The organism is Limosilactobacillus difficilis, assembly GCF_947387495.1.
Taxonomy (GTDB): Bacteria; Bacillota; Bacilli; order Lactobacillales; family Lactobacillaceae; genus Limosilactobacillus; species Limosilactobacillus difficilis.
Genome location: NZ_CANDNU010000008.1, coordinates 1 through 13,626, shown reverse-complemented (window position 1 = coordinate 13,626; position 13,626 = coordinate 1). Strand labels below are relative to the sequence as shown.

At 56.2% G+C, this 13,626-nt stretch carries 16 protein-coding genes; 15 read left to right on the top strand and 1 reads right to left on the bottom strand.

What is annotated here, in order from left to right; all coding sequences use genetic code 11:
* Window position 1: 1 nt before the first annotated feature.
* The 13 genes from fabF (at window position 2) to QOR82_RS02660 (ending at window position 11,651) form a co-directional block, all read left to right on the top strand.
* On the top strand, window positions 2–1,231 hold the full coding sequence (gene fabF / locus QOR82_RS02720; protein WP_283583235.1) for a beta-ketoacyl-ACP synthase II: 1,230 nt from the start codon (window positions 2–4) through the stop codon (window positions 1,229–1,231).
* Window positions 1,232–1,235: 4 nt separating this feature from the next.
* A complete protein-coding gene (gene accB, locus QOR82_RS02715; protein ID WP_283583234.1) occupies window positions 1,236–1,676 on the top strand; it encodes an acetyl-CoA carboxylase biotin carboxyl carrier protein in 441 nt (146 codons plus the stop codon).
* A gap of 2 nt (window positions 1,677–1,678) precedes the next feature.
* Window positions 1,679–2,113, top strand: a complete 435-nt coding sequence (fabZ, locus tag QOR82_RS02710) for a 3-hydroxyacyl-ACP dehydratase FabZ (RefSeq protein ID WP_283583272.1) — start codon at window positions 1,679–1,681, stop codon at window positions 2,111–2,113.
* 9 nt (window positions 2,114–2,122) lie between these two features.
* Entirely contained in the window at window positions 2,123–3,517 is a 1,395-nt protein-coding gene (gene accC, locus QOR82_RS02705; protein WP_283583233.1) for an acetyl-CoA carboxylase biotin carboxylase subunit, read from the top strand.
* Window positions 3,495–4,343, top strand: coding sequence for an acetyl-CoA carboxylase carboxyltransferase subunit beta (locus tag QOR82_RS02700; protein WP_283583232.1), 849 nt, complete (start codon window positions 3,495–3,497; stop codon window positions 4,341–4,343). The genes accC and QOR82_RS02700 overlap by 23 nt, the downstream gene beginning before the upstream one ends.
* Window positions 4,336–5,109 carry an acetyl-CoA carboxylase carboxyltransferase subunit alpha gene (gene accA, locus QOR82_RS02695; protein WP_283583231.1) on the top strand — a complete coding sequence of 258 codons (774 nt, stop codon included), beginning with the start codon at window positions 4,336–4,338 and terminating at the stop codon, window positions 5,107–5,109. The genes QOR82_RS02700 and accA overlap by 8 nt, the downstream gene beginning before the upstream one ends.
* 11 nt (window positions 5,110–5,120) lie before the next feature.
* On the top strand, window positions 5,121–5,885 hold the full coding sequence (gene fabI, locus QOR82_RS02690) for an enoyl-ACP reductase FabI (RefSeq protein ID WP_283583230.1): 765 nt from the start codon (window positions 5,121–5,123) through the stop codon (window positions 5,883–5,885).
* Window positions 5,886–6,143: 258 nt separating this feature from the next.
* Window positions 6,144–6,875 carry a 5-oxoprolinase subunit PxpB gene (gene pxpB, locus QOR82_RS02685; protein ID WP_283583229.1) on the top strand — a complete coding sequence of 244 codons (732 nt, stop codon included), beginning with the start codon at window positions 6,144–6,146 and terminating at the stop codon, window positions 6,873–6,875.
* Entirely contained in the window at window positions 6,862–7,872 is a 1,011-nt protein-coding gene (locus QOR82_RS02680; protein ID WP_283583228.1) for a 5-oxoprolinase subunit C family protein, read from the top strand. Before pxpB ends, QOR82_RS02680 begins: the two co-directional genes overlap by 14 nt.
* Window positions 7,873–7,885: 13 nt before the next feature.
* A complete protein-coding gene (locus QOR82_RS02675; protein WP_283583227.1) occupies window positions 7,886–8,317 on the top strand; it encodes an acetyl-CoA carboxylase in 432 nt (143 codons plus the stop codon).
* Entirely contained in the window at window positions 8,289–9,650 is a 1,362-nt protein-coding gene (locus QOR82_RS02670) for an acetyl-CoA carboxylase biotin carboxylase subunit (protein ID WP_283583226.1), read from the top strand. Before QOR82_RS02675 ends, QOR82_RS02670 begins: the two co-directional genes overlap by 29 nt.
* Before the next feature lies 1 nt (window position 9,651).
* On the top strand, window positions 9,652–10,401 hold the full coding sequence (locus QOR82_RS02665; protein WP_283583225.1) for a LamB/YcsF family protein: 750 nt from the start codon (window positions 9,652–9,654) through the stop codon (window positions 10,399–10,401).
* Between the two features lie 23 nt (window positions 10,402–10,424).
* A complete protein-coding gene (locus QOR82_RS02660) occupies window positions 10,425–11,651 on the top strand; it encodes an NRAMP family divalent metal transporter (protein WP_283583224.1) in 1,227 nt (408 codons plus the stop codon).
* A 49-nt stretch (window positions 11,652–11,700) separates the two neighbouring features.
* Here the strand turns inward: QOR82_RS02660 and QOR82_RS02655 are convergent, their stop codons facing one another.
* Window positions 11,701–12,264, bottom strand: a complete 564-nt coding sequence (locus tag QOR82_RS02655) for a sigma-70 family RNA polymerase sigma factor (RefSeq protein WP_283583223.1) — start codon at window positions 12,262–12,264, stop codon at window positions 11,701–11,703.
* A gap of 197 nt (window positions 12,265–12,461) precedes the next feature.
* On the opposite strand from QOR82_RS02655, the gene QOR82_RS02650 reads away from it, so the two are divergent.
* Together QOR82_RS02650 and QOR82_RS02645 are read left to right on the top strand one after the other, a co-directional pair.
* Window positions 12,462–13,199 (top strand): hypothetical protein, encoded by a 738-nt coding sequence (locus tag QOR82_RS02650; protein WP_283583222.1) that lies wholly within the window; start codon window positions 12,462–12,464, stop codon window positions 13,197–13,199.
* Between the two features lie 106 nt (window positions 13,200–13,305).
* Window positions 13,306–13,512 carry a hypothetical protein gene (locus tag QOR82_RS02645; RefSeq protein WP_283583221.1) on the top strand — a complete coding sequence of 69 codons (207 nt, stop codon included), beginning with the start codon at window positions 13,306–13,308 and terminating at the stop codon, window positions 13,510–13,512.
* Window positions 13,513–13,626 lie beyond the last annotated feature (114 nt).

The window sequence follows — 13,626 nt, the reverse complement described above, 5'->3', positions numbered from 1 at the left end:
GATGACAAGAGTTGTAATTACTGGGATGGGTGCAATTGCCCCCAACGGAAACGGTTTGGAGGCTTTTGTCAACAACACCCTCGCCGGTAAAGTCGGCATCAAACCGATCAGCAAGTTTGACGCTGCCGAGACCGGCATCACCGTTGCCGGGGAAATCGACGACTTCGACCCCCAGGCGGTCGTTGGCAAGAAGAGTGCTCGCCGGATGGACCTCTATTCACAATACGCCGTCCAGACGGCGGTCCAGGCCCTGGAAATGGCGGGAATCAACGAAGACAACACCAAACCCGAAGACCTGGGCGTGATCTTCGGTTCTGGAATCGGCGGGCTGACCACCATTCAGGAACAGATTATCAAGATGCACGACAAGGGACCGAAGCGGGTGTCGCCGATGTTCGTGCCGATGGCTATCGCCAACATGGCGGCCGGCAACATCGCCATCCGGGCCAACGCCCAGAACGTCTGCACCGCGATGGTGACGGCGTGTGCTACCGGGACCAATAGTATCGGCGAGGCCTTCCGCAAGATAAAGGCGGGTGAAGCAGAGGCGATCATCGCCGGGGGCGCCGAAGCCTCAGTCAACGAAATCGGGATCGCTGGTTTCGCGGCCCTCAAAGCCCTGTCGACCACCGAAGACCCGCTGAAAGCTTCCCGGCCCTTTGACAAGGATCGCAACGGTTTCGTGCTTGGCGAAGGAGCCGGGACGGTGATCCTCGAAAGCCTCAACCACGCCCAGGCGCGTGGTGCTAAGATCCTCGGCGAAGTAGTCGGTTACGGGGCTACCGGTGATGCCTACCACATCACTTCACCGGATCCGACCGGCAAGGGCGCGGCCCGGGCGATGCAAGCAGCCATCGACGAAGCTGGCATTCAACCAGACCAGGTCGGCTACATCAACGCCCACGGGACAGCAACCCACGCCAACGACAGCGGCGAATCCCTCGCAATCAACACGGTCTTTGGTGAAGACAGCGACGTGCTGGTCAGCTCGACCAAGGGGATGACCGGTCACCTGCTTGGCGCAGCGGGGGCCATCGAAGCGGTTATCACAGTGGCCGCCCTGGAGAAGGGGCAGTTGCCGATCAACGTCGGCTGCGATCAGCAGGATCCGGAGTGCCGGGTCAACCTGGTTAACGCGGCCAACCAGAACACCGCGGTCGAATACGCTTTGAGCAATTCCTTTGGCTTCGGCGGTCACAACGCCGTCTTGGCATTTAAGAAATGGAGGTAATCTCTTGGAATTCAGCGATGTGCAAAAATTGATGAACCAGTTTGAGCAGTCATCGACCCGTGAACTTAAGATCGATGACCAGGATTTTCACCTCTACCTGAGCAAGAATCAGGAAGCAACGCCGGTAACCCAAGGGCAAGGGCGCGCGCCGGCTGCTGCGACAGCGACCGCCGCACCACACCACCTGACAACTACCAATAGCAGTAACAAGGCGGTCAAGGCACCGCTGGTCGGGACCGTCTACCTGCAGCCCAAGCCGAAGGAACCAGCCTATGTGAAGGTTGGCGATCACGTGCAGGAAGGGGACGTCGTCTGTGTCATCGAAGCGATGAAGATGCTGACGGAAGTCAAGAGCACCTGCAGCGGTACGGTCGCGTCGATCAAGGTTGAAAACGGCGACCTGGTCGAATTCGACCAGCCGATCGTCATGATTAAGGAGGATTAATGATGGCCAAAGTCAACTTAGATTCTACTCAGATCCAAAAGATTATTCCCCACCGTTACCCGATGCTGTTGATTGACCGGGTTGACGAACTGGTTCCCGGGCAGATGGCAGTGGCCCGGCGCAATGTCACGATCCACGAAGAGGTTTTCAACGGTCACTTCCCGGAGAACCCAGTTTTGCCGGGAGCCTTGATTGTCGAATCTCTGGCTCAGACGGGGGCGGTAGCCCTCTTATCACAGCCGGAATTTAAAGGGAAGACGACCTACTTTGGCGGGATTCACTCCGCTGAATTTCGCAAGGTCGTGCGTCCCGGTGACACAATGCGGCTCGAAGTGCACATGACGAAGATTCGCGGTCACATCGGGGAAGGCAAGGGTGTTGCAACGGTCGACGGCAAGAAAGCGTGCACGGCCGAATTAACCTTTATGATTGGCTAGGTGAGATAGATGTTTTCGAAGGTTTTAGTGGCTAACCGCGGTGAGATTGCCGTCCGGATCATTCGCTCCCTTCGCGAACTGGGCATCAAGTCGGTGGCCATTTATTCCACGGCGGACCGGGAGAGTCTCCACGTCCAGTTAGCTGACGAAGCAGTCTGCGTCGGGACGGCCCGGCCCCAGGATTCGTATTTGAACATAAAGAACATCCTCGCGGCGGCGGTCGGTACCGGTGCCCAGGCAATCCACCCGGGTTTCGGCTTCTTGTCGGAAAATGCCGAGTTCGCAGAAATGTGCGAGGAGTGCGGGATCACCTTTATCGGCCCGCGTGCCGCAACGATCGACATGATGGGCAACAAGGAACACGCCCGCGAGCAGATGAAACGCAGCGGGGTGCCGGTGATTCCCGGCAGCGACGGTTACATCCGCACTTACCAGGATGCCGATCGTCTGGCAGCCGAGATTGGCTACCCGGTGCTGCTGAAGGCAGCCGCTGGTGGCGGTGGGAAGGGAATTCGGCGGGTTAACTCGGCAAATCAGATGTCCCAGGCCTTCAGCGATGCCCAGGCCGAAGCCCGGTTGTCCTTTAACGATGACCGGATGTATCTCGAAAAGATTATGACGGATGTCAAGCACATCGAAGTGCAGGTCTTCCGTGATTCGCAGGGCCATGCGGTTTACTTCCCGGAGCGGGATTGCTCCCTCCAGCGAAGCCGGCAGAAGGTACTGGAAGAAAGTCCGTGTTCACTGGTTACTGCTGATGAGCGCCGGCACCTCGGCCAGCTGGCCATCAAGGCGGTCAACGCGATCGACTATGTCAACACCGGCACGCTGGAATTTTTGATGGACAAGCAGCACCATTTCTATTTCATGGAGATGAACACCCGGATTCAGGTTGAACACACTGTGACCGAGATGGTGACGGGAATCGACCTGGTGAAGGCCCAGCTCAAAGTTGCCGCGGGCGAACCACTGCCTTTTAAACAGGAGGACGTCCAGCTCCGTGGCGTGGCAATCGAATGTCGGATCAACGCTGAGGACCCGGCCCGCAACTTCATGCCGTCGACGGGGAAAGTCAATTACCTCTACCTGCCGGTGGGCAACCTGGGGATGCGGATCGACACCGCCCTTTACCCGGGCACGCAGGTGACGCCATTTTATGATTCGATGATTGCTAAGGTGATTGCCTATGGTCACAATCGTGAGGAAGCCGTCCAGAAGTTGAAGCGGCTCTTAAACGAGATGGTGATCGTCGGAATCCAGACGAATCAGAATTTCCACCTGGCAATTTTGAATGACCCGCAGTTTTTGAGCGGCCGCTTTACGACGGCCTACTTGGAACGGTCATTCCTGCCACGGTGGCGGAAAGGGGTGCAACAACGACATGCAGCTGTACAAACGTCTTAAAACATTGACGGCCAACCACATCAAGTCGGACCGCCAGGCCGATGCGAAGGTGCCCAGTGACTTATGGCGCAAGTGCCCCAAGTGTGGGACAACGATTCTGACCAAGGAATTCGACCAGTACGCTACCTGCCCACACTGTCATTACGGCTTTCGAATCAGCGCCCGTCAACGCCTCGGTTGGCTGGTCGACGATTTTGACGAACAGGATTCCGAGCTGTCAAGCAACGATCCGCTGAACTTTCCCGGGTACCCGGCTAAGCTCAAACAGGCTCAGGGAAAAACGGGTTTGAACGACGCAGTCCTGACGGGACGGGCTCGGATCCGCGGCCAACACTTTGCCCTGGGAATTATGGACCCGACCTTCATTATGGGTTCGCTAGGAACCGCCACTGGCGAGAAGATCACCCGGCTGTTCGAACGAGCGACGCAAGAGCGGTTGCCGGTGGTCCTCTGCACTGCTTCGGGTGGGGCCCGAATGCAGGAAGGAATTAATTCGCTGATGCAGATGGCCAAGATCAGCAACGCTGTGGCCCAGCACGCGGCCGCGGGGTTGCTCTACCTGGTGATCCTGACCGACCCGACGACGGGCGGAGTCACCGCTAGTTTCGCCATGCAGGGGGATATCACCCTCGCTGAACCGCACGCCCTGGTCGGTTTTGCCGGGCGACGGGTGATCGAGCAGACGATTCACCAGAAGATTCCGGCGGATTTGCAGGATGCCGAGAACCTGTTGAGGCACGGCTTTGTCGACCGCATCGTCCGCCGACAGGATGAAAAAACAACCATCTGGCAATTATTGCAATACGGAGGTGGGCAGCATGACTAAGGAAGACGCGGGAGCGATCGTCGCTGCGGCCCGGAGTACGCAGAAGATTACCATGGCCGAAATTACCCAGCAATTATTCGATCATTTTATTGAACTGCATGGTGATCATGCGGGCAGTGACGACCCGGCCATCGTCGGCGGTCTGGCCTTCTTCCATCAACGGCCAGTGACAGTGATTGGCACCGACCGGGGAGCAGACGTCAAGGACCGGCTGGCAACCCATTTTGGCTGCCCGACACCGGGCGGTTATCGTAAGGCGCTGCGCCTCGCTAAACAGGCGGCCAAATTCCAGCGGCCGGTCATCTTTTTTGTCGACACACCGGGGGCCTATCCGGGACAGAGAGCCGAAGAGAACGGACAGGGAGCCGCAATCGCGGCCAACCTCCTGCAGATCGCCCAATTGCCGACACCGATCATCACGGTGATTTACGGTGAAGGCGGCAGTGGCGGGGCTTTGGCCCTAGCCTGTGGTGACCAGGTGTGGATGATGGCCAAGAGTACCTATTCCATTTTGTCGCCGGAAGGTTTTGCTTCGATCCTTTGGAAAGACAGCCGGCGGGCGGACGAAGCGGCTGAATTGATGCAGCTGACGCCCAAACAATTGCTGAAACAGCGGGTGATCGAAGGGATCATCGACGAGCCAGACGACCACCGGGCAGTGCTGGCAGCCATCGATGCGGTTTTGCAGCCCCAGCTGGACAAGTTGTGTTCGCAAACACCGGCGGAGCTACTAGCAGCCCGCCGACAACGATATCGAAAATTTTAAAGGAGCTAATCATGGAAGGAATTTTAGCAGATAAGAAAATCCTGGTAATGGGGGTTGCCAACAAGCGCTCCATCGCCTGGGGATGTGCCCAAGAAATGGCCAAGCAGGGTGCAACGATTATCTATACTTACCAGAATGAACGGATGAAAAAGAGCGTTGCCCGCCTGGCCGAGGATGATCAGCGGCTGATCGAATGCGACGTGGCCAGCGACGAGAGCATCAACCGGGCCTTCACGACGATCAAGGAGCGCTTTGGTCAGCTGGACGGGCTCGTTCACGCCATCGCCTACGCCCGCAAGGAGGAACTGGCTGGTTCGATTCTCGATACGACCCGGGATGGCTACGCTCTCGCCCAGGACGTCTCCGCATATTCGCTGCTGGCGGTTGCCAAAGCGGCTCACCAGCTCGACTTGTTGAAGCGTCCCGCTAGTATCGTGACCCTGACCTACTTCGGCTCCGAACGGGCTATTCCAAGTTACAACGTGATGGGGGTTGCCAAGGCGGCCCTGGAAGCGAACGTCCGTTACCTCGCTCGTGACATGGGTGAATTCGGGGTCCGGGTCAACGCGATCTCTGCCGGGGCAATGAAGACTCTCGCCGTGACCGGCATTAGCGGCCATGCTGACCTGCTGAAGATGTCCAAGTCCCGGACGGTTGACGATCAGTCGGTGACCCTGCCGGAAATTGGTGGCACTTGCGCCTTCTTGATGAGCGATCTTTCCACCGGAGTAGTCGGTGATGTGATCTATGTTGACAAAGGGGTTCATTTGATTTAGTTTCTCCAAATTGGAAAATAATGAGAAAAAAACCAGTGCATGATTGCGCTGGCTTTTTTTAGTAATTTCTTCTTTTCGAAACCCTGATTGGGTGCCAACTTGCTAATCTTAAGTCAAGCTTCGACAGCGGTGAAGCTTGCTAAGATTATTGCAAAAGCACCCACTGATGCCGGGTGGTAACGATTGACACCAGGGCTTATTTTCATTATCATTTAATTATTCTTTAATTTTAACTTAATACGATAAGGGGTGTGGTCGATGAATCATTATCAAATTGTGCCGGTCGGGGACCAGGCGCTGGAGATCAGTTTTGCCAACGAAATTAATCCGCAGATTAACCAACAGATCCACCAGCTGGGAGGACTGATCCTGAGAGCCCACCTCCCCGCTGTCCAAACGGTGGTGCCGGCCTACCACACCCTAACGGTCCTGTTTGATGGCAGTCAGACCGACTTTAACGAATTAAAGGCCCCAATCCAGAAATTGGTGCAGCAAGCGCTGAAGACCAAGGCCGCGCCGGCCAAAACCTGGTTGATTCCGGTTTGCTATGGGGGCGAGTACGGTCCCGACCTCGGCAAGCTGGCCGACTTCGCCCACGTCAGCAAAAAAGAGGCGGTCCAGCTCCACACGGGGCGGGATTACCTGATCTATTTTCTGGGCTTCCTGCCCGGTTTTGCCTATATGGCGAGCGTGGCTGACCAGATCGCAATGCCCCGCTTAGCCAAGCCGCGTCTGAAGATTGCGGCCCGTAGCGTTGGCATTGCTGGCAAGCAGACGGGCTTTTATCCGGTGGCTTCCCCTGGTGGCTGGCAAATCATTGGGCGGACGCCGGTTGATCTCTATCGTCCCGACCACCCGCAAAGTTTTTATGCAGCGGGCGATCAGGTGCGCTTTGTCGCGATCGGCGAAGAAGAGTATCGTGCCATTCGCCAAGCGGTGAAGGCGGGAACGTACCAAGTGAAGGCGGTGACAGACGATGGCAATGCTTAATATCGAAAAGCCGGGGGCTCAGACGACGATCCAGGATGGTGGCCGGCCCCAACACCAAATCAACGGCTTCCCGGAAGCGGGAGGGATGGACCAGCCGGCCCTGCAAATGGCCAACCTCCTCGTCGGCAACGCCTTGACGGCCCCGGTGATGGAATTTGTGATCGCCGGGCCGACGATTCGCTTTGACCAACCCACCTTTGTGGCAGTGACCGGCGGGAATTTCAACGTCCAGCTGAACGGCAAGGCAGTGCCAAATTACCGCTGTCTGCACGTCCAGGCCGGCGACCGGCTGGTGATCGGCCAGGCCGCGGCGGGAATGTTTGGTTATCTCGCCATCCGGGGCGGCTTTCAGGTGCCGCGCTTGATGGACAGTGCCTCGACGATCCTGCGACTGCACCTCGGCGGTTTCCACGGTCGTGCCTTGCAGGCCGGTGATCAGCTTAGCTACCAGCCATCCTGGTTGCTGTCCGCTTACTATCACCGACGCACGCAGGGACCGGCTTTGCCCGCTCCCGATCAGGTGACGACGATCCGGGTGTTGCAAGGGCCCCAATGGGATGAGTTTTCCCAGGAAGACCAACAGCGCTTTAGCACTCAGGAATACACGGTAACCAAAAACGTCGACCGAATGGGCTACCGTTTGACGGGTCAAGCGCTAACCAGCAAGCTGCCAAGTATGCTCTCGGCCGCGACCGTTCGGGGAGCGGTGCAGCTGACGTCTAGCGGTCAACCGATCGTGTTGATGGCCGACCGGCAGACGACGGGCGGCTACCCCCTGATTGCGGTAGTGGCCGGGGTCGACTTACCAAAACTGGTCCAGTCACGGCCCGGTCAAAAGATCAAGTTTCAGCTGGTTGAGTTGGCAGATGCCAATCAGCTGTTGAAAAAGCAAAAACAGCAGTTAGGGGCGCTGGCGCAACAAATCCGCCACGCCCGCTACCAACGTCCTTACGGTATCGAACGCACCGCTAGTCAACGGCTGGCAGAATTATTTTAGGAAGTGAATTCTCGTGAAAACTGATAATATTGAAGCCCTGATTAAGCTGTTGAAAGACAACAACCTTGCTGAACTCGAATATTCCAACAAGGACGAACACATCAAATTGCGGTCCCTCAACCCGCATGTCAATACTCTTAATGTTCAGCCAGCACCAGCGCAGGCTGATGCTAAGCAGGCAGTCATGGCACCCAAGGCCACAGTTGCGAACAATAACACGATTAACGCACCGAGCGTCGGGGTCTTTTACACTGCCAAGTCACCTCAGGAGCCGCCCTATGTCAAGGTCGGTGACCAGGTCAAGAAGGGAGACGTCGTCGGGGTCATCGAAGTGATGAAGGCCTTTACAGACGTTGTCGCTGACCGGGAAGGGACGGTAGAGAAGGTCCTCGTCAATAACGAAGAGGGGGTCGAATATGGACAACCACTTATTCAGCTTAAGTAGCTCGCTCAGCAAGTGGCCCTTTCACAAGGTGCTGATCGCTAACCGAGGGGAAATTGCCGTGCGGATCATCCGTACTTGCCGCATCCTGGGTCTGAAGACGGTGGCGGTTTATTCGGAAGCGGACCGTGACGCCCTTCACGTGAAGCTGGCGGACGAAGCTGTTTGCATCGGGCCAGCCAACGCTAACAGCAGCTACCTCAACATTTCCGCGATTATCACGGCGGCCGAACTGACCGGTGCCGAAGCGATCCACCCCGGTTACGGTTTCCTGTCCGAAAGTGCCGACTTTGCCCAGGCGTGCGAAACGCACCAGATCAAGCTGATCGGGGCGAGTTCAGCCGTAATCCGGCTGCTGGGCGACAAGGAGCAGTCGCGGCTGACGATGAAGCAGGCTGGCCTCCCGGTCGTCCGGGGCAGTGCCCACACTATCACGACCCTGTCGGACGCCCTAGAGCAGGCCGAAGAGATCGGCTACCCGTTGATGCTGAAGGCGAGTGCCGGTGGTGGCGGCAAGGGGATGCGGATCATCAACTCCCCTGAAGAGATGAAAGCCAAGTTCGGGACGGCCCAGGAAGAGGCCATGGCGTCCTTTGACAGTAACGAAATGTATCTGGAACAGTATCTAGCAAAACCGCGCCACATTGAGGTGCAGATCGTCGCTGACCAGTACGGCAACGTGGTCGCCCTCGGGGAACGGGATTGCACGATTCAAGCGCGTCACCAGAAGGTCATCGAAGAAGCACCGGCCCTGGTGGTACCGCCAAAGACCCGCGATGAGATGCTGCGGCGGACGGAACGGGCCGTCGCTCAGCTGCATTATGAGGGCGCCGGGACGATTGAATTTCTCTACAACCGGGACGGCAGCTACTACTTCATGGAGATGAATACCCGAATCCAGGTCGAACACCCGATTACCGAACTGGTGACCGGGGCTGACCTGGTCGAATTGCAGTTGCGGATCGCGGCCGGGGCGGAATTGAGCAAGCGCCATGTTCAGACACGCTGCTTCGCTCTTGAATGCCGGGTGAACGCATTGACGCCGGGCAAGATCACCGCTCTGCACCTGCCGGGCGGCCAGGGGGTGCGGGTCGATACCGCCCTCTACCAGGGCTATACGGTGCCGGGAAACTACGACGGTATGATTGCCAAGATCATCGTCTACGGCGACCGGCGGCAACGGGTTTTGCAACAGATGCAGGCTGTACTCGATGAGACGGTGATCGGCGGTATTCAAACCAACCTGGATCTGCTGGTCCAGATCCTGCAGGAACCGGATTTCCAACGGCTGACGACGACTGTCAACTGGCTGGATGACTTAGAAGGGAGATCATAAGGTGTTAACAGTTGATTTAAATAGTGATTTAGGCGAAAGCTTCGGCCGTTACACGATCGGCAACGACGAACAGGTCTTGCCGCTGATCACTTCGGCTAACGTGGCCTGCGGTTTTCACGCCGGGGACCCGAGTGTGATGGCCAAGACGGTTGCCATCGCCCAGGAAAATCAGGTGGCTGTCGGGGCTCATCCCGGCTACCCTGACCTAAACGGCTTCGGTCGGCGCAAGATGGCGATGGATCCAGATGACGTGACCAATATGATCACTTACCAGGTCGGCGCCCTGGCAGCCTTTACGGCAGGGCACCGTCTGCACCACGTCAAGCCGCACGGAGCCCTGTACAACGCAGCCGGGAAGGATCTGGCCCTGGCAATTGCGATCTGCAAGGGGATTAAGCGCGTCGACGCGCAGTTGCCGATTTACGGCCTGTCTGGCAGCAATCTGATTAAGGCCGCCGCAGAGGTCGGGATTCCGTCACGTTCAGAAGCCTTTGCTGACCGGGCCTACCAGGCGGATGGCAGTTTGGTGCCGCGCTCCCAAGCCGGAGCGGTACTGACGGATCCACAGGAAGTGGCTGAGCGGGCTGTCCGGATGATCAAGGACCAGGCGGTGACGGCCATTACCGGCGAGAAAGTAGCACTCAAGGTGGATTCGCTGTGTGTCCACGGGGACAACGCCGCTGCCCTGGCAATTGTCAAGGAACTGCGCAAAACGCTGAAAGCAGACAGCATTGCTCTGCGAGCGTGCTGATAAAAAAGAGGGGTGGGATTTGAATGAAAGAAGAGGGAAAGAGTCAGTTAAATCAATCGCACAACAATAAACTCCGGGCCGCCGCGATCGGCGGGGCCTTCCTGATGGCGATGTCGGCGGTAGGGCCGGGCTTTTTGACCCAAACGGCGACCTTCACCAGTCAGATGGGGGCGAACTTCGGTTTTGCGATTCTGATTTGTATTTTAGTGGACATTGTCGTTCAGCTGAATATCTGGCGAATCATCATTGTGGCTGGGAAACGGGCCCAGGTGATCGCTAATGAAGTCTTCCCGGGACTGGGTTACCTGCTGTCGGCCCTCGTGGCGATCGGCGGACTGTTCTTCAACATTGGGAACATCGGCGGGGCCGGGCTCGGGCTCAACGTGCTTTTCGGCATCCCGGCCCGGGACGGGGCGATCATCGTCGGGATCTTTGCCATTATCGTCTTGATCATCAAGAATGCTCTGGCCGCGGTTGACCGGACCGTTCAAGTGCTGGCGGTCATCAAAATTGCGATTTTAGTTTATATTTTGTGCATCATGAAGGTGCCTTATGGAATGGCGGTTCAGCACACTTTTGTGCCGACCAAGATCAACTTCTATTCGATCGTGACGATCGTCGGCGGGACCGTCGGCGGCTACATCTCCTTTGCTGGTGGGCACCGGTTGTTGGCCGGTGGCGCTAAAGGGGAAGGCGACATCAAATACGTTAACGAAGGGGCCCTCACCGGGATCGGCCTGGCTTCCGTGATTCGGGTAATGCTGTTCTTGGCTGGTCTGGCCGTGATCGTCGCCGGTTACAAGCTGGATCCTAGCAACCCGGCAGCCTCGATCTTCAAATACGCGGCCGGCAACTTCGGTTACAAGTTCTTCGGTTTGCTGTTGCTGGCTTCGGGTCTGTCATCCACTCTCGGTTCGACTTTCACATCAGTATCCTTCCTCAACTACGCGGTATCGAACAACTCCTCAGAGCGTTTTGAAAAGCTGCAGCGTTATCTGACGATGGGCTTTATCATCTTCTCGACGATTGTCTTTTACTTTATCGGCCAGCCGGCCAAAGTGCTGGTTGTCGTCGGGGCCCTCAACGGGTTCATTTTACCGATTGCCCTGGCTATCCTGCTGCTGGCGACCTACCGGAGCAAGATCATGAGGGCAACTTACAAGCACCCGCTCTGGCTGAGTATCACCGGCTGGGTAGTCGTGATTTTCATGGCTTACGCGAGCGTTGAAACGGTTATCAACATGTTCTAATAACAACAAAATGGGATTAATCAGACAGCATCTGACTAATCCCATTTTGTTATGGCAGAATTTGGTTTGCGCGGGCGCGCTTGATCACTCCTTGGCGCCAGGCGTAGACGGTCTGCCGTGATTCGTGATAACGGCGGGCAATCTCGCTATCGGATAGTCCGAGATCGAAGACAGCGTGGAGGTAGCGACGCTGCTTGGGGGTCGCCACCTGCTTGAGCTGGCGAATTACTTCCTTATGTGCGGCCCCGGCAGCGGGGTCGGCCGAATGGGGATCAATCGTCAGGATCTCCTTTTGGGTTTCGCTGAGGAGGGGATTGTCCAGGGAGAGCTCGTTGTTGTCGGCTTGCCAGCGGGCCCGGCGGATGCGATCCAGGAGGCGCCAGCGGATGCGCTGGTAGGCAAAGTGCAGGAAGTCTTCGGTATCCGTCAGCGGTTCACGGTCGAAATCGACGTAGGCTGTCGCAAAGAGCAGGCAGGCGTCCTGGAAATAATCATCGTACAAGGAGTCGCTGGGGCGCAGGTAGAGGCCTTTTAAGACTCCGTGGATGAGACGCTGGCGGTCGTTATGCAGTAAAAATTCTAAGCCTTCGCTGAGGCTGCGTTTTCTGGTCATCAAAATCACTCACATTTGGCATTATTTCCGTGGCCGCGGATGAGTTTATGATAAAGAAAATGTAATCGCCTTCCGAATTCTATTTTCGCCAAAAAGATTCCAAAAAAAGATTTACAAGACCGTTTTTCTCCTGTAACTTGGAATTGGAAATAATTCTCTTTAAATTGGTGGGAGAGTAGAAAAGATGGGGGACAATTATGGAAATTAACAATTTCCTTGATGCGACGCGGTTCAACGCGAATTTGATCAGCGAAGAGCTCTTGGATTACCAGCTCACTTGGGAAAATTTTTTGCTGTTGATGGAGCGGCCGGGAGCACGTCACGCACAGACCTTGCTGTTAACGGTTCGGGGAAATCTGCTGGTGGTCAAGCGCCCGTTGCGGGGGCTGCTCCGCGAGTTTTTTGCGAGCCAGTGCCTGGATGATGATCATAACTGGGCTTATTACCAATTCTTTGCCTTGAACAGGCGGTCCCGCTCGGCCGTGGCGGGACGCTACCGCTTGGTACCGACGTGTGCGCCGCGGAGTCACCAGGTGTGCTGGGTGATGGCTCATCAGCTGACTTCGTTTCATGCCCACTGCCGGGGATCGCTGCTGATTTTCCGCCGGCAGCACGCGACCCATTCGCGACTCCAGGTGCTGATCGATTCTTCTTACCAGAAGTTGAAGAATAATTTGGCGGCCGCTGACATGGTCGGTGCTTTCCAGCTGGCGATGATCGAGTACGACCAGTACCTGGCGGGCTGTTCCACGACGACATTGCAGCCGATCGACTATGCCAGACTATTGCAGCTGCATCAGCAACGCGAGCGCTACGACTTTATTTACCAGCGGCGGCGTTTCAACCGCTATTACCGCCATGTCTACGGGGAAGACCTGTCGACGGCCTTGGAGCAGGAATTAAAGCGAACCTTTACCTCTTTTTCGCCCTACTGACCGGGTGGTGTAACACTTTTGTGAAACATTTTGAAATGATTAGCGCCAATAGCTTAACAATGGCGGGAAAAGGACTATAACGGAAGGTGAAAGGAGGTCACTGATTATGACAGTACAAAATGACACAATCAAGAACATGGAGAAGTACCACTTCGACGTGACTGATGCTGATGATAAGCCAGTTGACCTTACGAAGATCAATGACGCCGGCAAGGGCTATGATCTACGGATTGATGACCACGTTGTCCAGGATCAAATGACGGGCAAGGAGATCGTTAACTCAGTAAATGATTTGTTTGCAACGGCAGCTTAAACTAACACGAAATAATTAAAATGCGGATCCGGCTCCCCTGACGTGTACCCAAAAAGTTGGAAGTTGAATATTCTGGCTTGATAATTGAATAAATATTTTTTCTAGGCAACTAGA